The 21,284-nt window shown below is 69.5% G+C and carries 19 protein-coding genes; 4 read left to right on the plus strand and 15 right to left on the minus strand.

What is annotated here, in order from left to right; translation table 11 throughout:
- Nucleotides 1–20 precede the first annotated feature (20 nt).
- From ACMGFI_RS12400 to ACMGFI_RS12425, 6 genes are all read right to left on the minus strand, one after another.
- Nucleotides 21–776 (minus strand): thioredoxin family protein, encoded by a 756-nt coding sequence (locus ACMGFI_RS12400; RefSeq protein WP_436909983.1) that lies wholly within the window; start codon nucleotides 774–776, stop codon nucleotides 21–23.
- A gap of 26 nt (nucleotides 777–802) precedes the next feature.
- Nucleotides 803–1,546: an ABC transporter ATP-binding protein gene (locus ACMGFI_RS12405; protein WP_436909985.1), complete on the minus strand. Its 744-nt coding sequence runs from the start codon at nucleotides 1,544–1,546 to the stop codon at nucleotides 803–805.
- Nucleotides 1,543–2,304, minus strand: coding sequence for an ABC transporter ATP-binding protein (locus ACMGFI_RS12410; RefSeq protein WP_436909986.1), 762 nt, complete (start codon nucleotides 2,302–2,304; stop codon nucleotides 1,543–1,545). Before ACMGFI_RS12410 ends, ACMGFI_RS12405 begins: the two co-directional genes overlap by 4 nt.
- Entirely contained in the window at nucleotides 2,301–3,422 is a 1,122-nt protein-coding gene (locus ACMGFI_RS12415; RefSeq protein WP_436909987.1) for a branched-chain amino acid ABC transporter permease, read from the minus strand. Before ACMGFI_RS12415 ends, ACMGFI_RS12410 begins: the two co-directional genes overlap by 4 nt.
- On the minus strand, nucleotides 3,419–4,408 hold the full coding sequence (locus ACMGFI_RS12420; RefSeq protein WP_436909989.1) for a branched-chain amino acid ABC transporter permease: 990 nt from the start codon (nucleotides 4,406–4,408) through the stop codon (nucleotides 3,419–3,421). Before ACMGFI_RS12420 ends, ACMGFI_RS12415 begins: the two co-directional genes overlap by 4 nt.
- A gap of 162 nt (nucleotides 4,409–4,570) precedes the next feature.
- Complete coding sequence (locus tag ACMGFI_RS12425) at nucleotides 4,571–5,908, minus strand: substrate-binding protein (protein ID WP_436910238.1); 1,338 nt, start codon at nucleotides 5,906–5,908, stop codon at nucleotides 4,571–4,573.
- A gap of 350 nt (nucleotides 5,909–6,258) precedes the next feature.
- Here ACMGFI_RS12425 and ACMGFI_RS12430 point away from each other — a divergent pair, with 350 nt between their 5' ends.
- Both ACMGFI_RS12430 and ACMGFI_RS12435 read left to right on the plus strand, forming a co-directional pair.
- Nucleotides 6,259–7,230, plus strand: a complete 972-nt coding sequence (locus ACMGFI_RS12430) for an ABC transporter ATP-binding protein (RefSeq protein ID WP_436909990.1) — start codon at nucleotides 6,259–6,261, stop codon at nucleotides 7,228–7,230.
- Nucleotides 7,227–8,084 carry an ABC transporter permease gene (locus ACMGFI_RS12435; protein ID WP_436909991.1) on the plus strand — a complete coding sequence of 286 codons (858 nt, stop codon included), beginning with the start codon at nucleotides 7,227–7,229 and terminating at the stop codon, nucleotides 8,082–8,084. Before ACMGFI_RS12430 ends, ACMGFI_RS12435 begins: the two co-directional genes overlap by 4 nt.
- Before the next feature lie 33 nt (nucleotides 8,085–8,117).
- Here ACMGFI_RS12435 and ACMGFI_RS12440 read toward each other — a convergent pair whose 3' ends face one another.
- From ACMGFI_RS12440 to ACMGFI_RS12450, 3 genes are all read right to left on the minus strand, one after another.
- A complete protein-coding gene (locus ACMGFI_RS12440) occupies nucleotides 8,118–9,818 on the minus strand; it encodes an acyl-CoA mutase large subunit family protein (RefSeq protein ID WP_436909992.1) in 1,701 nt (566 codons plus the stop codon).
- Between the two features lie 450 nt (nucleotides 9,819–10,268).
- Entirely contained in the window at nucleotides 10,269–11,120 is an 852-nt protein-coding gene (locus ACMGFI_RS12445) for an ABC transporter permease (RefSeq protein WP_436909994.1), read from the minus strand.
- Nucleotides 11,117–12,277, minus strand: a complete 1,161-nt coding sequence (locus ACMGFI_RS12450) for an ABC transporter ATP-binding protein (protein WP_436909995.1) — start codon at nucleotides 12,275–12,277, stop codon at nucleotides 11,117–11,119. The genes ACMGFI_RS12445 and ACMGFI_RS12450 overlap by 4 nt, the downstream gene beginning before the upstream one ends.
- Nucleotides 12,278–12,385: 108 nt before the next feature.
- Here ACMGFI_RS12450 and ACMGFI_RS12455 point away from each other — a divergent pair, with 108 nt between their 5' ends.
- Nucleotides 12,386–13,375, plus strand: a complete 990-nt coding sequence (locus tag ACMGFI_RS12455) for a winged helix-turn-helix domain-containing protein (RefSeq protein ID WP_436909997.1) — start codon at nucleotides 12,386–12,388, stop codon at nucleotides 13,373–13,375.
- A gap of 46 nt (nucleotides 13,376–13,421) precedes the next feature.
- On the opposite strand, the gene ACMGFI_RS12460 is transcribed toward ACMGFI_RS12455, so the two are convergent.
- The 4 genes from ACMGFI_RS12460 to ACMGFI_RS12475 form a co-directional block, all read right to left on the minus strand.
- Complete coding sequence (locus ACMGFI_RS12460; protein ID WP_436909999.1) at nucleotides 13,422–14,213, minus strand: CBS domain-containing protein; 792 nt, start codon at nucleotides 14,211–14,213, stop codon at nucleotides 13,422–13,424.
- Between the two features lie 56 nt (nucleotides 14,214–14,269).
- Nucleotides 14,270–15,838 (minus strand): DHH family phosphoesterase, encoded by a 1,569-nt coding sequence (locus tag ACMGFI_RS12465; RefSeq protein ID WP_436910001.1) that lies wholly within the window; start codon nucleotides 15,836–15,838, stop codon nucleotides 14,270–14,272.
- Between the two features lie 94 nt (nucleotides 15,839–15,932).
- Nucleotides 15,933–16,361: an HTH-type transcriptional regulator LrpA1 gene (lrpA1, locus tag ACMGFI_RS12470; RefSeq protein ID WP_436910003.1), complete on the minus strand. Its 429-nt coding sequence runs from the start codon at nucleotides 16,359–16,361 to the stop codon at nucleotides 15,933–15,935.
- 153 nt (nucleotides 16,362–16,514) lie between these two features.
- Entirely contained in the window at nucleotides 16,515–17,450 is a 936-nt protein-coding gene (locus ACMGFI_RS12475) for a thiamine pyrophosphate-dependent enzyme (RefSeq protein ID WP_436910005.1), read from the minus strand.
- A 497-nt stretch (nucleotides 17,451–17,947) separates the two neighbouring features.
- On the opposite strand from ACMGFI_RS12475, the gene ACMGFI_RS12480 reads away from it, so the two are divergent.
- Nucleotides 17,948–18,982: an ATP-binding protein gene (locus tag ACMGFI_RS12480; RefSeq protein WP_436910007.1), complete on the plus strand. Its 1,035-nt coding sequence runs from the start codon at nucleotides 17,948–17,950 to the stop codon at nucleotides 18,980–18,982.
- 48 nt (nucleotides 18,983–19,030) lie between these two features.
- On the opposite strand, the gene ACMGFI_RS12485 is transcribed toward ACMGFI_RS12480, so the two are convergent.
- Both ACMGFI_RS12485 and ACMGFI_RS12490 read right to left on the minus strand, forming a co-directional pair.
- The gene (locus ACMGFI_RS12485; RefSeq protein WP_436910009.1) at nucleotides 19,031–20,185 is read right to left on the minus strand and encodes an acyl-CoA dehydrogenase family protein; all 1,155 of its coding nucleotides are present in this window, start codon (nucleotides 20,183–20,185) and stop codon (nucleotides 19,031–19,033) included.
- Nucleotides 20,186–20,329: 144 nt separating this feature from the next.
- Nucleotides 20,330–21,265: a calcium/sodium antiporter gene (locus ACMGFI_RS12490; protein WP_436910011.1), complete on the minus strand. Its 936-nt coding sequence runs from the start codon at nucleotides 21,263–21,265 to the stop codon at nucleotides 20,330–20,332.
- Nucleotides 21,266–21,284 lie beyond the last annotated feature (19 nt).

Here is a 21,284-nt window from a genome sequence, read left to right on the forward strand (position 1 = left end):
CGTGCGGAAACGGAGTCCGCTCAGTCCGCGCCGTACAGCTCCGCGGCGCGCTCGCCGAGCGGGCCGGGGCTCCGGCGGCCGGTCACGGCCTCAAGCAGGTCGCCGTCGGCGAAGAAGGCGACCGCGGGCGCCGCGTTGACCTCGTTCTCCCGGCAGAACTCGGGACAGCTCTCGCCGTCCAGGCCGGCGACTGCGACGCCGTCGGGCAGCGCCGCCAGCAGCTCGTCGATCTCGTCTTTCATCGCGTCACAGGGCTCGCAGCGGCGCTTCCAGGCGGTCACGACCGCCCGGTCGTGCTCGGCGACGAACGCCGGCCAGGAGCCGTCGTCGAGTTCCTCGAGCGCGTCGGGCACCGGCGACTTCGGGCCGACCTCGGCGACGATGGCGGCCATCTGGGTCAGCTCGCCGACGCCGTATCCGTCGAGGTGGGCCGACAGCGCGAGGTAGGTCGCGAACTCCTCGCGGCTGACCGCCAGTTCGTCGACGCGCTCGGCCGCCGCCTCGGCCGAGGGGAGGTCGAACGCGTCGGCGACCGACTCGTGGAACGCCGCGTCGTCCAGGTCGAGGTAGGTGTCGAGGTAGACGTGCCGGCGGTGCTCGAAGTCGTCGGTCGTCGCCACCGCGTCGGTCGCCTCGTCGTGGTCGAGGACGCCCTCCGCGACCAGCGTGTCGATGTGGGCGTCGACGGTCGCCTCGTCCATCGCCGGGGCGTCGACCCGGTCTCCTACCGCGTCGTCGGTCCGGTCTTCCACCGTGTCGTCGGTCTGGTCTTCCACTGCGTCGTCGGACGTTCCCGCCACGGTTAGACCCCCAGGTACCGCTCGCGCGTCTCGTCGTCTTCGCGCAGTTCCTCCGCCGTGCCCTCGAAGACGACGCCGCCCTGGTCGACGACGTAACAGCGGTCGGCGATCTTCATCGCGGCGACGGCGTTCTGCTCGACCAGCAGGACGGTCGTCCCGTCCTCGCGGATCCGCTCGATGGCGCCCTCGACGGTCTCGATGATCTGGGGGGCCAGCCCCTCGTAGGGCTCGTCGAGCATCAGCAGGTCGGTGCTCTGCTTCAGGGCCCGCGCGATGGCGAGCATCTGCTGTTCGCCGCCCGAGAGCGTGCCGGCCAGCTGGTTCTGCCGCTCGGCCAGCCGGGGGAAGTCGTCGAGGATCTGCTCGATGGTCATCCCCTCGTGCTCGAACTGCAGGTCCCGGCCGATCGTGTTCGAGCGGTTCTGGACCACGTCGGCGAGGTGGAGGTTCTCCTCGACGGTGAGGTTGCCGAACACCCGCCGCTCCTCGGGAACGTGCGAGATTCCGAGCACCGAGATGTCCTCCGTCTCCATGTCGGTGATGTCCCGGCCCTTGTACGTGATCGTCCCCTCGCGGACCTCCGGCGGACGCGCGCCGGCGATGCTGCGCAGCGTGGTCGTCTTGCCGGCGCCGTTGCGGCCCAGGAGGGCGCAGATCTCGCCCTCCTCGACGTGCATGGACACGTCCCGGAGGATGTGGCTCTGCCCGTAGTAGCTGTCGACGCCGTCGAGTTCGAGCAGGCTCACTGCTCGACACCCCCCAGGTACGCCTCCTGGACGGCGGGGTCGCCCTGCACCTCGTCGGGCGGCCCCTCCGCGATGATCGACCCGCGGTTCAGCACGGCGATGCGGTCGGAGATGCTGAAGACGATCTCCATGTCGTGTTCGACGAGCAGGATCGTCAGGTCCAGTTGCTCCTGGAGGTCCTTTATCAGCTCGACGGTCGCCTGGGTCTCCTCGGGGGACATCCCCGCCGTGGGCTCGTCCATCAGCAACAGCGACGGTTCGCTGGCGAGGGCGATCCCGATCTCCAGGCGGCGCTTGTCGCCGTACGGCAGGTCGGCGGCGCGGGTGTCCCGCTGGTCGCGCAGGCCGACCGCGTCCAGCATGCTCAGGGTCCGCTCCTCGACCTCGGGGTAGCTGTTGCGGTGGGTGAGGAAGTTGAAGCGGAAGGATCCGTGTTCGGCGCCGAGCGAGGCGATGTTGGCGTTCTCCTCGACGGTGAGCTCGGGGAAGATCGACGCGGTCTGGAAGGACTTGCCGATCCCGCGCTGGACGACCTCGTGGGGTTCGAGGTCGACGATGGACTCGCCCTCGAAGCGGATGTCGCCCTCGGTCTCCTCGAGCATCCGGGTGATGAGGTTGATGAGCGTCGACTTGCCCGCGCCGTTGGGGCCGATGAGCGAGAGCAGTTCCCCCTGTTCGATGGAGAGGTTCACGTCGTCGGTGGCGGTGAGGCCGCCGAACTCCTTGACGAGCCCGTCGGTCTCGAGGATGGTGCTCATCGCTCGTCACCCCCCAGCGCGTCGCCGACGCGCTCGCGGAGCCAGTCGACGCCGCCCCAGATGCCGTTGGGCAGGAGGACGACGACGAAGACGAACACGAGCCCGAGGATCATGTGCCAGAAGTGGCCGATCCCCGGCATCCCGCTGACGATGTTGGCGACGTACATGTACAGCCCCGCGCCGAGTATCGGGCCGAACAGCGAGCCGACGCCGCCCAGCACGGTCATGATGACGATCTCGCCGCTGACCGTCCAGTTCAGTGTGTTCTCGATCGGGACGAACTGGCGCTGGATGACGTAGAGGCTGCCGGCGACGCCCGCGAAGGCGCCGGAGATGACGAACGCCATCAGCTTGTAGCGCCAGACGTTGAGGCCGACGAACTCGGCGCGCTGCTCGTTCTCGCGGATCGCCCGCAGGACGATCCCGTAGGGGGAGTTGAGGACCCGGTTGGCGAGGACGACCGCGAGCACGGCCGCGGTCGCGACGAAGACGAACATCCACGTCCGGATGAACATATCGGGGACGAAGGCGACCTCCGCGCCCAGGGGCAGGAAGCCCAGCAGGGGGTCGACGGCGACCTCGTTGAACCCGTTCTCCCCGCCGGTCAGCCACCCGAGCGGCGACAGGAAGATGTAGTAGATCATCTGCCCGAACGCCAGCGTGAGGATGGCGAAGTAGATGCCGCCCCGGCGCAGGGAGATCCAGCCGATGACCCACGCGAGCAGGACCGCCGTGGTCGTGCCGACGAGGATCATCGCGATGGGGCTGCCGGTGACGTTGGCGCTGAAGATGCCCGCCGCGTAGGCGGCCACGCCCCAGAACATCGCGTGGCCGAACGACAGCAGGCCCGTGAAGCCCAGCAGGAGGTCGTAGCCGACCGCGAAGATGCCCCAGATGAGCGCCAGGGTGACCAGGCTCCGGTACCAGACGTACTGGGTCGGGATCCCGAGCATCTCGGGGAGGGCGACGAGCACGAACGGCGCGAGGAAGACCCCGAGGAAGGTGAGGACGGCGACGCTCACCTCGCGCTCGCGGAGGGCGAGCCAGCGGTCGTACAGCGACGGGGACTCGACCTCGGAGGAGTCGGCGGCCTCGGCCGACTTGACCTCGTCGCTCATACGCTCACCTCCTCGGAACCGAGCAGTCCCTGCGGCCGCGTCAGCAGGACGACGATCGCGAGCACGTAGATGCCCACCTGGGACCAGGGGCTGAAGTTGACGGTGAACCCGCCGAGCGAGAGGCTCCCGAGCGAGATGAGCGTCACCTGGACCATCCCGATGAGCGTCCCGCCGAGGACGGCCCCGCGGATCGAGCCGACGCCCCCGATGACGACGGTGAGGAACGCGGGGACGAGGATCGTCATCCCGATCTCGGGGTTGGTGTTCTGCAGCGGGCCGCCGACGACGCCGGCGATGCCGGCCAGCGCCGCGCCGATGCCGAACATCACGAGGTACGGGCGGGTGATGCGGATGCCGAGCAGGCGGACCATCTCGGGGTCGCGCGTCCCGGCCTTGACCACCAGCCCGAAGTCGGTGTACTCGACGATGGCGTAGACGGCGATCACCAGCGCGGCGGTGATCGCGATGACCCAGAGCCGCCAGACGTTGATCGTCACGTTCGACAGCGGGACGGCGATGGGCCCCGTCATCGGGAGGAGCCCGAACGCGGAGGTCGGGGCCTCGTAGCCGTAGGTCTGGGGGCCGATCAGCGCGTGGATGACCTCCTGGACGACGATGGCCAGCCCGAAGGTGACCAGGATCTGGTCGGTGTCGGGGCGGTCGTAGAACGGTCGGGCGACGAACCGCTCCATCGCGAGGCCGACCACGAACACGAACACGGGGACGATGGCCAGCGCGGCGAAGTAGCCCCACTCCAGCCCGATCGTGGGGTAACCCCACTCGGCGAGCTTCCCGTTCGATATCGATATCTCCTGGGTGATCAGCAGGCCGGCGTAGGCGCCGACGACGAACAGCGCCCCGTGGGCGAAGTTGACGAACTTGAGCGTCCCGAGGATGATCGACAGCCCGATCGCCAGCAGGACGTAGATGGCGCCCGTCTGCAGGCCGTTGACGAGCAGGACGATGAGTTCGCCGACGAGACTCACGAGGCCGTCACCTCGGTTGGTACTCGCCGACCGGGGTGCCGTCGGCGTTCGATCGGCGCCCGGCGGCGGTGCCGTTCGGTGGTCTGGATGTGATTGTCACTCATTCTGTGTTGCGGATCCGGGAATCACGTACATAACTGTAGGGCCTAGTCGCGCGGGGGCTCACTCGTCGCCGTAGTCGCCGAGTTCGCACTCCGCGGCGGGGCCCTCGTCGCAGCCGTAGCCCACGTCCTCGCGCGGGGTGATGTCGACGATCTCGAAGAACTGGCCGTCGCCCTGTTCGGACTCGGGGAGCCCGCGGACGACGGGGATGGCGCGCTGGGCCTGGTGGTCGCAGGCGCGCATCGTCTCCTCGCCCATGCCGATGTTGTCGTACTCGTAGCCCTCCAGCTCGCGGATGACCTCGGGCGGGTAGAACGTGCCGGCCCGCTCGACGGCCGCCGCGTACTGCAGCGTGCCGGAGTAGGCCAGCTGGGCAGGGCCGGAGGGGACCCGGCCGTCGTACTCCTCGCCGAAGAACTCGGTGAAGGAGTTCGACGGCTCGTTGTCGATCTGTGAGTCCCAGGCGACGGTGCCGAAGATCCCGTCGATAGCCCCGCTAGCGGCCTCGGCCATCGGGCGGTTGTACAGCGGCATGACGATCTCCATGTCCTCGTCGATCCCGGCGTCGACGGCGTCGGTCAGCGAGTTCGCCCCGTCCAGGCCGTAGTGGTCGAGGAACAGCACGTCGGCCTCGGAGCTCTGGGCCTCCGAGAGGTACGACGAGAAGTCGCTGGTGTCCAGCGGCGTCGCGACGCTGTCGACCTCGTTCCAGCCGGCTTCGGTCATGAACTGCCGCATCGACTCCTGGACGGTCTGTCCCCACGAGTAGTCGGCGTACAGCTGGTAGAAGTCCAGGTCCTCCCCGTACTCGTCGACGAGGACGGGCTTGAGCGCCTGGCCGGTCATGTACGCGTTGAACATCTCCCGGAAGCTGTAGCGGACGCAGTCGCCCCCCGTCGTGTCGTTCGAGTGGGTCAGACAGCAGGTGAACATCACCTTCTCGCGCTGGGCGAGGCCCTGCTGGGCGATGGCGACCGCCGAGGAGGAGCCGCCCGCGAACATGATGACGCCGTCGCGGTCGATCATCCGCGAGGCCGACTGCTCGGCCGTGGAGGCGTCCGTCGCGGTGTCGCCCTCGACGTAGTCGATCTCGTAGCCGAGGACGCCGTCGCCCGAGAGGTCGTCCCACTCGTCGACCCAGCCGCCGCCGTTGTTGAGGTGGTCGACGGCGAGCTCGTACGCGCGCAGTTCGTCCTCGCCCTCCGAGGAGTACGGCCCCGACTGGGGGACGTTGAACCCGAACGTCGCCGTGTCCCCGTCGATCGGGTAGTTCCCCAGCGAGGGGTAGTCGGTTCCGTCGCCGCCGCCACCACCGCCGCCGTCGCCACCGTCGCCGCCCTCTGTACAGCCTGCCAACCCGGCCAGGCCGACGGCGCCCGCCGCGCCCGCTCGTTTCATCAACCCACGCCGCGACACTCCACTGTCATCGTGTGACATGGCCTATCAGGGGACGACCTCCCTCATAATAGTTGTGCATAATTATAAAAAGTGACAGGCGAACGGCGTTCGGATCGCCCGTCGGAGGTCGGTTGTTGCCCACGTGAGAAACAACCCGTCTCGGCGGACAGCGGCCCACGATACCGTCGCCGGTGGGGCCGCGGCGGTCGCCGCCGGATCGGTTGCGGCCGTCGGCGGGCCAACCGTTCCGGGCCGACGCGGGCGGGGACGCGGGGAACCGACGATACGTTTATCACTCGCCCGCCGGAGGCTCCGGTCGGACGCGGTCCCCGCCGCTCACCCCTCCACTCATGACCGCCATCGAGATCTCGAACCTGACCAAGCGATTCGGCGACGTGACCGCCCTCGACGACCTGAGCTTCTCCGTGCCCGAGGGCGAGATATTCGGCTTCCTCGGGCCCAACGGGGCCGGGAAGTCGACGACGATCAACATCCTGCTCGGGTTCACCCGCCCCTCCGCCGGGTCGGCCCGGGTGTTCGGGTACGACGCCCGGACCGAGAGCAAGCGGATCCGCCAGCGCACCGGCGCCCTGCTGGAGGGCTACGGCGTCTACGAGCGGATCACGGCCCGCGAGCACGTCGAGCGCGCCATCCGGGCGAAGGGCGCCGACGACGACCCCGACGAGATCCTCGACCGGGTCGGCATCCCCGGCGCGGCCGACCGCAAGGCCGGCGGCTTCTCCAAGGGAATGCGCCAGCGCATGGCCATCGGCATGGCGCTGGTCGGCGACCCCGACCTGCTCGTGCTCGACGAACCGTCGACGGGGCTGGACCCCAACGGCACCCGCGAACTGCGCGACGTGATCCGCGAGGAGAACAGGCGGGGCGCGACCGTCTTCTTCTCCAGCCACCTCATCGACCAGGTCGAGGCCGTCTGCGACCGCGTCGGCATCCTCAAGGACGGCCGGATGGTCACCGAGGGCAGCGTCGCGGACCTGCGGGCGCAGCTGGACGCGGCGACGGTCACCGTCACCGTCGAGCGGTCGGCCCCCGAGTCGTTGCTCGGCGACCTCCGGGGGATCGACGGCGTCGAGTCGGTCGAGGCGACCGACAACCAGGTCCTCGTTTCGGCCCGGGGCGGCGACGCGAAACTGCGGGCGCTCAACCGGATCGAGCGGGCCGGCGTCGGCTTCGCCGACTTCACGACCGACGACCCGTCGCTGGAGGAGATATTCGAGGCGGCGACGCTCGGTCCCCGCGACGACCGCGAGGGCCGCGGGGAGCGCGACCCCGCCGCGGCGTCGCCGGGAGGCGAGCCATGACCTGGAAGACGGTCCTGCAGGACGACCTGCTGGGCGTGCGCCGCTCGCGGCTGGGCCAGGGCGTCGCCGCGACGATGTTCGCGTTCACCGCAGGTATTGCCATCCTGGTCGCGCTGGCGCACTTTTCCTCGCCGGGCGGCGACCCGCCGGCGTTCGACACTATCATGCTGCTCGTCGGGAGTCTCCTCTCGGTGATCCTCCCGTTCATCGCGATGCTCGGCAGCTACGGCGCGATCATCCAGGAGCGCGAGAGCGGGTCGGTCCGGTTCCTGCTCGGACTCCCCAACTCCCGGTTCGACGCCTACGCGGGGAAGTACCTCAGCCGGTCGCTGCTGCTCTCGGCGGCGACGGCGGTCGGCCTGCTGGTCGTCGCCGCCGTCGGCTTCGGGGTCCTCCGCGAGCCCGACGCCGTCGCCTTCCTCCTGTTCGGGGCCGCGACCGTCGCGTTCGGCCTGCTGTTCGTCGGCTTCGGCCTCGCCCTCTCGGCGACGCTGGACTCCGAGACCCAGGTGACGACCGGCATCATCAGCACCTACGTCCTCTTCCGCGGCATCTGGCCCGTCCTCCAGTGGGGCGGGCTCTGGTTCGCCCGCCCCGACGGCGAGCTGGGGCTCCGTCCGTACCCCGAGTGGTACTTCTACCTCGGCCGGCTCGACCCGTTGAACGCCTACGTGAAGCTGGTGAACGTGCTGTTCAACGACAACCAGTTCCACCCGCTGATCACCAACCCGCAGGGGCCGGAGGTCGACTACCTCGCCGTCTCGACGCCCTACGCCGTCGCCGCGCTGGTCGCCTGGACGGTCGTCGTCCCCGTCGTCGGCTACCTGCTCTTCCGGGACAAGGACGTGCTCTGACAGCGCCGGAACACACCCGTTCGCCGGCCCGGCTCAGGCGACGCTGACCGACTCGCGGTAGCTGCCGTGGTGGCGCTCGAAGAGGTCCATGATCTCGCCCATCGTCGCGTAGGCCTTCACGGCGTCGACGACGTACGGCATCACGTTCTCGTCGGCCTCGATCGCCTCGTCGAGCGCGGCCAGCGCGTCCTCGACCGCCGCGTCGTCGCGCTCGGCCTTCACGTCCGCCAGTCGCTCGCGCTGGGTCTCCTGGACCTCCTCGTCGATTCTCAGCGTCTCGGGTTCGGTGTCTTCCTCGACCGTGTAGGCGTTGACGCCGACGACGACCTCCTCGCCGTCCTCGACGCGCTCCTGGTACTCGTAGGCGGCGTCCTGGATCTCCCGCTGGAAGTAGCCCTCGTCGATGCCCCGCAGGACGCCCTCCCGCATCGACCCGTCGCCCATCTCCCGGATCGCCTCGATGTACTCCATCGCTTCCGCCTCGACCTCGTCGGTCAGCGCCTCGACGGCGAAGCTGCCGCCCAGCGGGTCGACGATGTCGGCGGCGCCGGACTCCTCGGCGATGATCTGCTGGGTACGCAGCGCGACCCGGACCGCGTCTTCGCTGGGCAGCGCCAGCGCCTCGTCGAAGCTGTTGGTGTGGAGGCTCTGGGTCCCGCCGAGGACGCCCGCCAGCGCCTGGATCGTGACGCGGACGACGTTGTTCAGCGGCTGCTGGGCGGTCAGCGACTGGCCGGCCGTCTGGGTGTGGAACTTCATCGCCCTGCTCTCGTCGCTCTCGGCGCCGTACCACTCGTCCATCAGCCGCGCCCAGATCCGCCGGCCCGCGCGGAACTTCGCCACCTCTTCGAAGATGGCGTTGTGGGAGTTGAAGAAGAAGGACAGTTGCGGCGCGAACTCGTCGACCGCCAGTCCGCGATCCCGGCAGGCCTCGACGTAGGCCAGCCCGTCGGCCAGCGTGAAGGCCAGTTCCTGGATCGCGGTCGAGCCGGCCTCGCGGATGTGATACCCCGAGATGGAGATGGGCTTGAACTTCGGCGTCTCCTCGACGGCGAACTCGACGGTGTCGACGACGATATCGAGCGAGGGCCGCGGCGGGACGACCCACTCCTTCTGGGCGATGAACTCCTTGAGCATGTCGTTCTGGAGGGTGCCCCGTATCTCCTCGCGGGGGACGCCCTGCTGGTCGGCGATGGCGACGTACATCGCGTAGATCACGGGCGCGCTCGGGTTGATGGTGAACGAGGTGGAGACTTCGCCCACGTCGATGCCGTCGAAGATGATCTCCATGTCCCGCAGCGTGTCGACGGCGACGCCCTCCCGGCCGACCTCGCCGTCGCTCATCGGGTCGTCGCTGTCAAGTCCCATCAGTGACGGCATGTCGAAGGCCGTCGAGAGGCCGGTCTGCCCCTCCTCGATGAGGTAGTGGAACCGCTCGTTGGTCTCGCTCGGCGTCCCGAAGCCGGCGAACTGCCGCATCGTCCACGTCCGCCCGCGGTACATCGTCGGGTAGACGCCGCGGGTGTAGGGGGGTTCACCCGGGAACCCCAGGTCCTCCTCGTAGTCGAGGTCGGCCACGTCCTCGGGCGTGTAGAGCCGGTCGACCTCGTGGTTGGAGACGGTGGCGAACCGCTCCGACCGTTCGCCGTAGCCGTCGAGGACGGGATCGAGCCGCTCGGACTCCCACTCCTCGCGGGCCTCGCGGATCGCGGCGAGGTCGTCGTCGTCGAACATGGGCGCAAATATTGCCGGAGCGCGCATAAGGGTTCGGGCGACGAGGGTGTTCAGTTCGTAGTGCGAACCCACTTTTTCCAGCGGAGAGTTCCTCGGCGCGCTTCGCGCGCCTGCGGGAATCCTCCGCTGGAAAAACGTGGGGAAAAATGCCGGACGACGCGCTCGCTTCGCTCGCTTGCGTCCGGTGAACCGCCTCGCTCCCGCCGGTCGCTCGGCGGATGCTTGCGTGATATCTACGTCCCCTGTACTGAGCATCCGCGCGAGCGAAGCGAGCGCGGTTCACCGACTGCGAGGCGAAGCCGACCAGTCGGCTTTTTCACCCATGTTTTTGGCCGGGGGCGGGTCGCGGGCCGTCGGCCCGTGACCGTATGTCGTGGCGGCGAAGCCGCCACGCAGTTCCCCCAGCGAGGCCGAAGGCCGAGCGAGGAAACCCCGTCCGGAAAAAGATGGTCAGTAGTGACCCATCAGCCCCTGTTGGCGGGCACGCGTCCCCATCCACTGGAAGGCGCCGTAGCCGACGGCGAAGTAGATGACGGCCGCGCCGACCAGCAGGCCGAGTTCCGCCGGGGGAAACTCCCAGAGACGGAGCCCCTCCTGCATCGACCGAGTGAGCAGGTAACTCCCCTGGGAGATGGGGAGCAGGCGGACCCAGACGGTGCCGAGGGTCGGCGCGGCGATGAGCCCGATGAGGGCGAACTGCATGATGTTGAAGATGTTCTCGACGCGCTTGTACAGCAGCGCGAGGCCGCCGAAGAGGAAGCCGAGGCCGACGGCGGGGGCGACCGCGAACACCGTCAGGACGACGACGGTGGCGACCGGCAGGTGTAGCGACTCGCCGGTGACAGCGATCATGAACGCCAGCGTCGCGCCGCCCCAGGCGAGCGTCTCGAGGAGGCCCACGAGGACGCCCGCGACCATCACCTTGCCGTAGCCGAACGGGGACATGTACAGCTGTTCGAGCGTCCCCCACTCGGACTCCTGGGTGACGCTGCGGGCGACGCCCGAGAACGCCCCCAGCGCCATGCTCCAGAGGAAGTACCCGACGATGATGCCGCCGAGGCTGTCGGTCAGCGCCTGCCCTGCCACCGCGCGGCCGCCGAAGAAGATCATCCCGAAGAAGATGAACGTCATCGCCAGCCCAGAAAGCGTGTTCAGCGGGTAGCGGTACATCAACAGTAGCCGCTTTTTCGCCTGCGCCCACAGGAGGGTCAGCAGGGTCCCGGTGCCGCGTTCGCGCTCGCCGTCCCCCGCCGAACGGTCCCCGGCCGCAGCCCCCTCCGAACCGGCCGTCCCGGTGCTCATCGACGGTCACCCCCGTCGACGTGGGCCGCCCGCTCCGGTGCGCCGGGGTGGCTGGCGGGGCCGGCGCCGTCGCCACCGGTCAGTTCGAGGAAGACCTCCTCCAGGTCGGGGTCGACCGACTCGACCTCGTAGACGGTCAAATCGGCGGCCCGCAACTCGTCCATGAGGTCGTAGAGCCGCTCGGGGTCGCCCAGCGATACCTCGAAGGCCGTCCGGTCGCCGAGTCGCTCGAACTCGTCGACGCCGTAGGTCTCCCGGAGTCGGTCGCGGGTGTCGTCGTCGACGATGTCGGGACGGGGCTCCGCAGTCGTCCCGTCCCGGGCGGGCGCGTCGCTTCCGGTCGCCGCGGTTCCGGTCCGACCCACGACGACGCGGTACGCGAACGTGCGGAACACGTCGATGAGATCCTCGACGGCGTCGTCGGCGACGACCTCGCCGTCCGCCATGATGACGACGCGGTCGCAGACCTCCTGGACCACGTCCATGTCGTGACTCGAGAGGACGATCGTCATGTCCTCCTGGTCGGCGAGCCGGCGGATCTCCCGTCGGAGGTCGACCGACGACTCCACGTCCAGTCCGAGCGTCGGCTCGTCGAGGAAGGCCACCTCGACGTTCCGTGCCAGCGCGCAGGCCAGCGAGACCTTCTGTTTCTGCCCCCGCGAGAGGTCGTTGACGGGCGTGTCGGCCTTCTCGGTCAGCGAGAGCTGTTCGAGCAGGGCGTCGTGGCGGTCGCGGACGGCGGCCGGCGACTCCCCGCCGATGGCGGCGAAGTACTCCAGGTTCTCCCGGACGGTGAGCCGCCAGTAGACGTTGCGCGCGCCCTCGAGCATCGCGCCGACGCGGGCGTAGGCCGGCCGCGGGTCGTCGTACACGTCGACGCCGGCCACGCGTACGTCGCCCTCGTCGGCCACCACCAGCCCCAGGATCGACTTGATGAGCGTCGTCTTCCCGGCGCCGTTCGGCCCGAGGACGCCCACCACGGTCCCCGGCTCCACGTCGAGACTCACATCGTCGACCGCGCGGACCTCCTCGTCGCCGTCGCCGAACGTCTTCGAGAGGCCGCGGACCGAGAGGGCGGGCTCCGCGTCGGTCGACGCCTCGTCGCGCTCAGGAGTCGGGTCGCCGTCGTCGGAGGCTCGTTCGGGTACCGTCGTCATCGTGGGAACGCGTAGTCGGTGTCAGCGTTTAACCATTTCCTGCACGGTCGTTCAGTTTGGGATCTGATACGACGTAACCGTTTTTCGACCGGCCGGGGAAGGGGAGATATGGCCGAGGGAAGCGGGTCTGGACGCGCGAACGGGCACGGGGGGACCGGCGGTGGCGAAGACGGGGCGAACGACGAGGGCGTCGATCCGACCGCGGTCTTCGAGTTGCTCGCCGACGAGACGCGACTGGCGATCGTCAGGGAACTCGCCGTCGAGCGCTACTCGAACTGGCAGTGGTCGGGGAAGACGTTCGCGGAGCTGCGCCGCGCGGTCGGCGTCGAGGACGCCGGCAACTTCAGCTACCACCTGGAGAAGCTGACGGGCCGGCTGGTCGCCAAGGACGGCGACGAGTATTACCTGCTCAACCACGGCCTCGAGATCGTCGGCGCCGTCGAGTCCGGGCGCTACAGCGACGCGGGCGAGACGGTCCGCGGGCCGACGACCTACGACTGTCCGTACCCGGACTGCGAACGCGCGCTCGAAGGCATCTACGAGGACCAGTACTTCCGGCTGCGCTGTCCCGACCACCATCGGTTCTCCGCGACGATCCTCCCGCCGGCCGTCGCCGCTGCCCACTCGCCCGACGAACTCGTCGAGATCATGACGATCGACACCCGACAGGAGGTGCAGTGGGCGCGCGCGGGCGTCTGTCCCAACTGCTCGGGGCCTATCGAGGCAGCGCTCCCCGCCCCGGACCCGGCGTTGCCCGCCCAGATCGAACCCGACTTCCCCGACGACGCGGTCCTCGCGGCGTTCGACTGCCGGCAGTGCGGGCTCTCCTTCGAGATACCGGCGGGTTCCTGCGTCGTCGACCACCCCGCCGTCGTCGCCTTCCACCACGACCACGGCGAGGACATCCGCTTCCGGCCGTACGTCGTGCTTCCCTTCTGCGGGATCGGTCGCGCCGACCTCGAATCGGAGGACCCGGTCCGCGTCAGGGTCGACGTGCGTCTCGACGGCGACGCGTTGCACCTGTGGCTCGACGGGGAGACGAACGTCGTGGAGTTCGAACGGGAGACGAACGTCGACGACGGGCCGGAGCGGGGGTGACGGTAGCGCGGCGGCGACGGGAGAGTGAGGTGACGCCCGTCCCCGGTCAGTCCTGCAGACGCTTGGTCTTCTGGACGAGCGGGTGGTGGGCGTAGTCGACGACCGCGATGTCGTCGATCGAGCCCAGGTCCTCCTTCTCGGCGGTCTTGGCCATCCCGAGGTCCACCCGTTCGGAGAGGACGATGACGTAGGCGTCCATCGCCTCGACGCCGAGGCGGGCGGCGGCCTTGACGCGGTGGTGGCCGTCCGCCAGCAACAGGTCGCCGTCGTTGTCGATGACGACGAGCGGCTCGGCCAGCCCGCGGTCGAGTTCGTACCGGCGCCCCTCCAGCTCGTCGGCGTAGACCTTCGCCTGGGTCGGCGTCAGTTCGGCGAGGGGCACCTCCCGGCGCTCCTGGGAGACGGCGACGCCGTGGATGTTCTCCAGCGTCCGCATCAGGTTGTCCACCTTCCCCGGCGTGGCCCGCTCGATCTGCGAGCGGATCACGTCGGTGTTGGAGATGATGCCCACGAGGTTGCCGGCGTCGTCGACGACCGGTAGCTTCTGGATGCCCGACCGCAGGATGACCCGGGCGGCGTCGTCGATGTCCATCTCGGGGTGGGCGACCAGCAGGTCGTCGCTCATCACCTTGAAGATGGGCTCGTGGTCGGGCTGTTGCAACAGGTCCCGGGCGCTGACGAACCCCTCGACGTGGCGGCCGTCGGTGACCGGGAAGCCGCTGTGTTCCATACTCTCGGCGATACGCGCGGCCACGTCTCCGACCGTGTCGTCCGGCGACACGGTCTCGACCTCGCGAGTCATGTAGTCTTTCACCGTCAGCGCGCCCTCCTCGACCATCGTCGGGGATCCGCGTCGCCGCCCCAAAAGCACACCGGCTCCGGCGGCGGCGACCGTCAGTGCTCGTCGCCGTCGACTGCGTCGTCGTCACCGTCGCCGCCGTCGGCCGCGTCGTCGCCGGCGTCGCCGACCCGTTCGGCGGTGATACGGTCGAGCGCCGGCCGTCCGCCCGGGCCGGTACCGTGGTAGTCGTCGGGGTAGACGCCCGTCAGGACGCGGTGGCTCCGCGACCGCATCGCGTCGAGGAAGCGGTCGTTGACGATCGCCCGCATGATCTCCGCCAGCGACTCGTCGTCGGCGTCGACGGCCTCCAGCATCCCCGGGGAGATCTGCGCGCCGGCCATGTCGGCGTGGCCGCCGGCACTGCCGATCTGCCCGAAGGCGTCCCGGAGCGTCTCGCCCAGGTCGAGGTCGGTCCCCCGGGCCCGCGCCGAGACGTAGATCGTCCCGTCCATCAGCCCGTAGACGAGCGTCGTCGTCACGTCCTCCAGGTCGAGCAGGCGGTCGGCCGCCTGCGCGAGCGCGTCGCGGTCCGTGAGTTCCCCGACGCCCGACAGCAGCACCGACCCGTGGCGCTCGCGGTCGCGGATCGCCCGCGCGATGGTGTCCAGCGTGTCCGCGCTCATGCTCGGCGACTCGATGCGGTCGAGCGTCCCCGCGTCGGCGTGGGGGACCAGGTACGCCGTCGCCTCGAAGTCCGCGACGCTCACCTCCCGGGTGTACTCGTCGGTGTCGATCCGGATGCCGAACAGCAGTCCGGTCGCCACCTCCCGGCTCGGCGTGATGTCGAGTTTTCGCAGGTAGTCGACCAGCAGCGTGCTCGTCGCGCCCACCTCGCTGCGCAGGTCGACGAACCGCGCCTCGACGGGGTAGCGCGGCGGGTGGTGGTCGATGACGATATCGACCGGCGTGTTCTCGGGGAGCCCGTCGTTGACGCCCGGCCGCGAGTGGTCGACCAGCGCCACGCCGCCGTACTCGCCCAGGTCCGCTCCCGGTTCGAGCTCGCGGAGGTCGAACTCCAGCAGGTTGACGAACGCCCTGTTCTCCTGGTGGGTGATCTCCCCGAAGTAACAGATGTCGGCGTCGACGCCCGTCGCGTCGGCGATCCGCGCGAGCGCGACCGCGCTCGCGATGGCGTCCGGGTCCGGGTTGTCGTGGGCGACGATCGCCAGCCGCCCGTCGACGTCCCGCAGGGTCGCCGTCAGCTTCCGCGTCCGGATCCCGTCGTCGCCGACCCGGTCGTCCAGCCAGTCGGTCGTCACCGCCCCGGCGTCGACGACCTCGTCGGCCGTCTCCCCGAGCGCCCGCCGCTGGTCGTCGGTCGCCGCCGCGGGCGCGTACGCCAGCACGAACGCCTCGGGGTAGACCGCGGCGACCGCCTCCGCGGCCGCCACGTTCGTCGCCGCGTCCGGCGTCGCCACGGCGACCGTGTCCGGCCGCGGAGACTCCCGCAGCGCCGCCTCGTCGGTCGGGTCGCCCACCTCGGCGGCGACGCCCTCCTCCCGGAGCGTCCGGACCGCGTTCTCGTCGCTCGCGAGGACGGCCAGCCGGCCCCGCCGCTCGCGCAGCTCGGAGACGAGCGACCCCGCCAGCGATCCGGTGCCCAGCACCAGGCGGGCGGTCATGTTCACCCGTCGGGCGACTGCGCGTAAAAATCTATCACACTCGTTTCACCCGTCGCAAATGCCCCCGCACCGGCGGCGGACGGTCGCGTCGCCCTCACTTCAGCCGTTCCTGGAGGAAAGAGGGGTGAGCTGCCGTGACGCCGTCGATGTCCTTGATCGTCGACTCGATCACGTCGCCGACGGCGTCGCCGTCGGGCGCGCGCACCTCCGCCATCAGCATGTGGTCGCCGCTGGAGGTGTACAGCTTCTCGATCTCGGGGATCTCCTTCAGCTCGCGGACGGCCTCGACGTACCGGCCGCTGTCGACGTCCATCCCGACGAGGGCGATGGACTGGCCCGGCAGCTTCTTCGGGTCCACGTCGGCCGAGTAGCCCACGATGACCTCCTCGTCCTCCAGGCGCTGGATGTACTTGCGGACGGTGGGCTTGGACACGTCAACCCGGTCCGCGATCTCCGCGTAGGAGGCCTGGGCGTCCTCCTCCAGCACGGAGAGGATGCGTTCCTCCGTCGACTCGGCGCTCATACACCTTAATTTGCCGCGGCGCGAAAAATATCTTCCGAAACCACAAACGGACCGTCACCCTCCTCCGACGGCGGTCGCCCGGCCCTAGAAACGGGCTACCCGTCCGGTGGACCGGTACGGGTCGCTTACCGACGAACCGTCCCGCGTCGCCGCTCAGGTGTGTTTGTCGATGAGCTGTTCGGCGCAGCGTTCCCACTCGGCATCCTCGTCGTAGTAGCGTTCGGCCAGCGGTTCGTCGGGCATTTCGCCGGTGGCGCGTTTTTCCTCGCCGTAGGAGGGGCGGTCGTCCTTGTAGAAGCGGCCGGTGAGGACTTCGCCCTCGTAGAGTTTGGACTCGACCTCGTACATCATCTTGCCGGCCTCCTCCCGGTTCGTCACGTCGAAGTCGTAGTCGTCGGAGTCCTGGACGTCCGTGTAGGGGACGTACTGGCGGGCGTCCTTGTTCCAGGTGGGACACTGGGTGAGGAAGTCGATGTGGGCGAAGCCGTCGTGTTCGACGGCTTCGGCGATGATGTCGGCGGCCTGGTTGGGGTTGACTGCTGCCGTGCGGGCGACGTAGGACGCCCCCGAGGCCAGCGACAGCGACAGCGGGCGGACGGGCTGTTTGGCGCTGCCCGACGGCTGGGTCTTGGACTTGTGACCTTTCGGGCTGGTCGGGGAGGTCTGGCCCTTGGTGAGCCCGAAGATCTCGTTGTTGAAGACGATGTAGGTCATGTCGTGGTTCTCGCGGGCGGTGTGCATGAAGTGGTTGCCACCGATGCCGTAGCCGTCGCCGTCGCCGCCGGCGGCGACGACTTCGACGCCGGGATTCGCGAGTTTCGCGGCGCGGGCGACGGGCAGCGAGCGCCCGTGGATGGTGTGGAAGCCGTAGCTCTCGAAGTAGCTGTTCAGCTTGCCCGAACAGCCGATGCCCGTACACAACAGCACCTCGTCGGGGTTCTTGCCCAGGCGGGACATGGCCTTCTTGAGGGCGTTGTTGACCGCGAAGTCGCCACAGCCCGGACACCACGTGGGCTGGGGCTCGATCCCCGGGGTGAACTCGTCTTCGTCCGCTTCTCGCTGGTCGCCGATGGCACTGAATGCACTCATTGGTAATCACCTGCCGCTGGAACGTCCGTCGCGTCGGTCGCCGCCGGTTCCGCGTCGTTCCGAACACGGGGAGCGGACCGTCGAGGGCGAGACGTGTGCCCGGTCGCGCGCGGCCCGGCGGCGCGTCGGCTCTCGCCGCCGCACCCGCTCGCGATCCGGTCCGATAGTTCCCGATCAGTCATGGATAGGCCGGTCGACCCCGGTTCGGATACCGTGAACGGAAGGAGGGGTCCGCCCGACTAAAGCGTTTTCACTCCGTCACCGCCTAACGATCGTGAAGGTTCGGTACGCGTCGTCTCGCGACCGAAATCGTCCGGGAGTGATAACGTCAGGCACGGAGCGGTGCCCGTCCGGTCCGGTTCGGTGTCCGCTCGGATGTGAATTTCGTTCACTATACTTGCAGCGGCACGCGCTATCGGACCGGAACGGGCCGCCAGCGCTCTCAGTGTCGATTCTCGGGCGGCCAGGTTTTTGTGGGCGTCGTCCAACCGCAGGGTATGATCAGACGGGCTCTCGCGGTCGGGAGTATCGCGGCGACCGGACTGGCGCTAGTCGCCGGGGCGGTGTCGAACGCCGCCGGCGCGGGGACCGACGGTATCGTCCTCGCCCTCGTGGCGCTCGGTGCAGTGCTGGGCACCGCCATCGTCGCCGGCGCGGCGTACCTCTATCGCAGCGACGTGGCCACCGCGCACACGGCGCGGATCGCCGGCTGGAACCTCCTGGGGGTCGCACTACTGGGCGTGATCCTCGCGCTCGCCCGGGCAGCGCCCGGCGTGTCGATCCCGGCCTACGTCGTCGTCGACGTGCTCGGGGTGAGTTCGGTCGCGCACCTGCTCATCGGGTACAACGACGTGCGCCGCATCCGCGCGGAGGAACTCGCCCGCCAGCGCCGCACGCTCGCCGTCGTCAATCGCCTCACGCGGCACAACCTCCGCAACCGCACCCAGGTCCTCACCGGCCACGCCGCCGTGCTCGCCGAGGAACTGGACGACCCCGACCACCGGGCGGCCGCCGAGACCATCCGCGACACCGCCCGCGATCTCGCGGACATGGACGGGGAGCTGGAAACCATCCAGACCGCGCTCAACGACGACTCCCCCGACCAGTCGGTCGACCTCGCCGCTCTCGTCGAGGACGTGCTTGCCCCCTACCGCGAGTCCCACCCCGACGGCACGTTCGAGTCCGACGTGCCCGACGGGTTCACCGTCTACGGCGACGAGCAACTGCGGACCGCCGTCGAACACCTCGTCGAGAACGCGGTCGAACACGGCGGTTCCGGCCCGCCGTACGTCCGCGTCGCCGCCGAGACCGACGGCGACAGCGCCGAGATCCGGGTCTCGGACCGCGGCCCGGGCGTCCCGGACGACGAGGTCGCCGTCCTCGACGGCGACCGCGAGATCTCCCAGCTCGAACACGGGTCCGGGCTGGGCCTGTGGGTCGCGAAGACGGTCGCGGAACGCCACGGGGGCGACCTCGCCATCGAGAACGGCGACCGCGGTGCGACCGTCTCGCTCAGCGTGCGGGCCGTGTGACGGTTCGTTCGAGAGACGTGTCCGCAGGTTCGATATCGTCGAACGCCGTCACTTCGGCGCCTGGTTGTACACGAGGTTGCGCTGGATGTCGTTGGCCCCCTCGTAGATGACGGGGACGCGCACGTCGCGGTAGACGCGGGCGATCCGGCGGTCGTGTAGCACCGAGCGGCCGCCGTGGAGTTGCATGGCCTTCTGGGCGCAGTCGTTGGCCGTCTCGGTCGCCTTGAGCTTCGCCATCGCCGCCCAGAAGCCGGCGTCGTCGCTCTCAGCCACCTGGTCGGCAGCCCGCCAGGTCAGCGCGCGGGCAGCCTCGAACTCCGTCCGCATGTCCGCCAGCTTGTGCTGGACGGCCTGGAACTCGTCGACCGACCGGCCAAAGGCCTCCCGGTCGTGGACGAACTCCCAGGCCTCCTCGATGGCCGCCGCCGCCAGCCCGATGCCGTGGCCGCCGACGACGACGCGGCCGTGGTTGAAGAACTCCGCGAGCATGTAGAAGCCCGCGCCCTCGACGCCGATGCGGTACTCCTCCGGAACCCGGCAGCCCTCCAGCGTGAGGTGGGCCTGTTTCGACGCCCGGAAGGCCATCTTCTCCGGGATGTGCTCGGCGTGGTAGCCGTCGGTGTCGGTGGGGACGACGAACAGCGAGTAGTTGCCGTACCGATTGTCCTCGTCGTCGCCGGTCTTCGCGTAGACGGTCATCCAGTCGGCCTCGACGCCGTTGCCGATCCAGTACTTCTCGCCGTCGAGGACGTACTCGTCGCCCTCTTTCTCGGCGGTCGTGGTCATTCCCGCCAGGTCGCTCCCCGTCTCCGGTTCCGACACCGCGAGGCCGGTGATCTGCTCGTTCTCGGCGACGGGCCGGAGGAACTCCTCTTTCAGTTCGTCGTCGCCGTGTTCTTCGAGGATCTCCGCGCCGAAACTCGCCAGTTGCAGGGTCAAGGCGATGCCGGCGTCAGCCCGGTAGAACTCCTCGGCGATGGCCAGCACCTGCTCCAGGGAGAAGCCCTTCCCGCCGTACTCCTCGCCGATGTCCTGGGCGACGAGCCCGGCGTCCATCCCCGCCTCCAGCACCTCCCGCGGGTACTCGCCCGACTCGAAGTACGCCTCGGCGTTCGGCGCGATGTGTTCGGCCGCGAACTCGCGGGCCTGCTGTTTCACGTCGTGTGCTTCCTCGGGGACCGGCCGCTCGTCCAGCAGTTCCATACCCCCGCAAGGGCCGCCAGTGTCAAATAAACGCCGGCACGCTGACAAACCGACTCCGAGTTTATCGTTCACCGTCGCGTGGCGGGGCCCGTTCCCGGTCGCGGCCACGCCTGTTCGCGTCCGCGGCCACGCCGCCGCCGCGCGTCAGCGGCCGAGGAAGGCGACGACCCAGTCGAGGGCGTTCAGCGCGACCAGCAGGGCGCCCTCCGGTCGGGAGAGGACCCGGCGGGACCACAGGAGGAGCGTCGCGACGACGGAGACGCCGAGCAACCAGAGCGTCCCCGTGAACGCCGCCGGGCCGACCGAGAGCGGGGTGACGACTCCCGCCACCCCGAGCACCCCGAGCACGTTGAAGACGCAGCTACCGACGACGTTGCCGGCCGCCAGGTCCGCCTCCCCGCGGGAGGCGGCCGCGACGGACGTGACCAGCTCCGGCGTCGACGTGCCGAGCGCGACTACCGTCGCACCGATGGCCCACTCGGAGACGCCCAGGTCGGCCGCGGTACTCGCCGCGCCGGTCACCAGGAGGTGTGCGCCCACTATTACCACCGCGAGTCCACCGAGGAGCCGCGGGGCGTCCGACGGGCGGAACGGCCCCGTGTCGACTTCGTGGTCGAACCCCCCGCCGTCCGTTCGGAGGAGGACGAGCAGGTAGCCGCCGAGCCCGGCGACCAGTAGCGCCCCTTCGAGGCGGGAGACCGTCAGGTCCCACAGTATCGCGACCAGGGCCAGCACGGTCCCGACCATCAGGGCGCCGTCGCGGCGCACCAGGGCGGCGTCGACGGGCAGCCGCCGGACCAGCGCCGTCCCGCCGAGGACGACGCCGAGGTTGACGACGTTCGAGCCGACGACGTTGCCGACCGAGATGTCGGCCTCGCCGGTCAGCGCCGCGTCGACCGTGACGGCCAGTTCCGGCGCGGAGGTCCCGAACGAGACCACGGTGAGCCCGACGACGAGCCCGGAGACGCCGAGCCGACCGGCGAGCCGGCTCGCGCCGGCGACGAACTGGCCGGCGCCGACCCACAGTCCGGCCACGCCGACCGCTACCAGGGCGACGTCACGCAGGAGCGCCGAGACCATCCGCTCGCCGGTTCGGCGG

Origin of the sequence: Halosimplex marinum, assembly GCF_051414075.1 — an archaeon.
Lineage (GTDB): Archaea > Halobacteriota > Halobacteria > Halobacteriales > Haloarculaceae > Halosimplex > Halosimplex marinum.

What these genes read in the sequence shown, in the direction of transcription:
- ACMGFI_RS12410 (WP_436909986.1), bottom strand. Translation starts at nt 2,304, where the DNA reads ATGAGCACCATCCTCGAGACCGACGGGCTCGTCAAGGAGTTCGGCGGC.
- ACMGFI_RS12415 (WP_436909987.1), bottom strand. Translation starts at nt 3,422, where the DNA reads ATGAGCGACGAGGTCAAGTCGGCCGAGGCCGCCGACTCCTCCGAGGTC.
- ACMGFI_RS12425 (WP_436910238.1), bottom strand. Translation starts at nt 5,908, where the DNA reads ATGAAACGAGCGGGCGCGGCGGGCGCCGTCGGCCTGGCCGGGTTGGCA.
- ACMGFI_RS12430 (WP_436909990.1), top strand. Translation starts at nt 6,259, where the DNA reads ATGACCGCCATCGAGATCTCGAACCTGACCAAGCGATTCGGCGACGTG.
- ACMGFI_RS12435 (WP_436909991.1), top strand. Translation starts at nt 7,227, where the DNA reads ATGACCTGGAAGACGGTCCTGCAGGACGACCTGCTGGGCGTGCGCCGC.
- ACMGFI_RS12440 (WP_436909992.1), bottom strand. Translation starts at nt 9,818, where the DNA reads ATGTTCGACGACGACGACCTCGCCGCGATCCGCGAGGCCCGCGAGGAG.
- ACMGFI_RS12445 (WP_436909994.1), bottom strand. Translation starts at nt 11,120, where the DNA reads ATGAGCACCGGGACGGCCGGTTCGGAGGGGGCTGCGGCCGGGGACCGT.
- ACMGFI_RS12450 (WP_436909995.1), bottom strand. Translation starts at nt 12,277, where the DNA reads ATGACGACGGTACCCGAACGAGCCTCCGACGACGGCGACCCGACTCCT.
- ACMGFI_RS12455 (WP_436909997.1), top strand. Translation starts at nt 12,386, where the DNA reads ATGGCCGAGGGAAGCGGGTCTGGACGCGCGAACGGGCACGGGGGGACC.
- ACMGFI_RS12460 (WP_436909999.1), bottom strand. Translation starts at nt 14,213, where the DNA reads ATGGTCGAGGAGGGCGCGCTGACGGTGAAAGACTACATGACTCGCGAG.
- ACMGFI_RS12465 (WP_436910001.1), bottom strand. Translation starts at nt 15,838, where the DNA reads ATGACCGCCCGCCTGGTGCTGGGCACCGGATCGCTGGCGGGGTCGCTC.
- lrpA1 (WP_436910003.1), bottom strand. Translation starts at nt 16,361, where the DNA reads ATGAGCGCCGAGTCGACGGAGGAACGCATCCTCTCCGTGCTGGAGGAG.
- ACMGFI_RS12475 (WP_436910005.1), bottom strand. Translation starts at nt 17,450, where the DNA reads ATGAGTGCATTCAGTGCCATCGGCGACCAGCGAGAAGCGGACGAAGAC.
- ACMGFI_RS12480 (WP_436910007.1), top strand. Translation starts at nt 17,948, where the DNA reads ATGATCAGACGGGCTCTCGCGGTCGGGAGTATCGCGGCGACCGGACTG.
- ACMGFI_RS12485 (WP_436910009.1), bottom strand. Translation starts at nt 20,185, where the DNA reads ATGGAACTGCTGGACGAGCGGCCGGTCCCCGAGGAAGCACACGACGTG.
- ACMGFI_RS12490 (WP_436910011.1), bottom strand. Translation starts at nt 21,265, where the DNA reads ATGGTCTCGGCGCTCCTGCGTGACGTCGCCCTGGTAGCGGTCGGCGTG.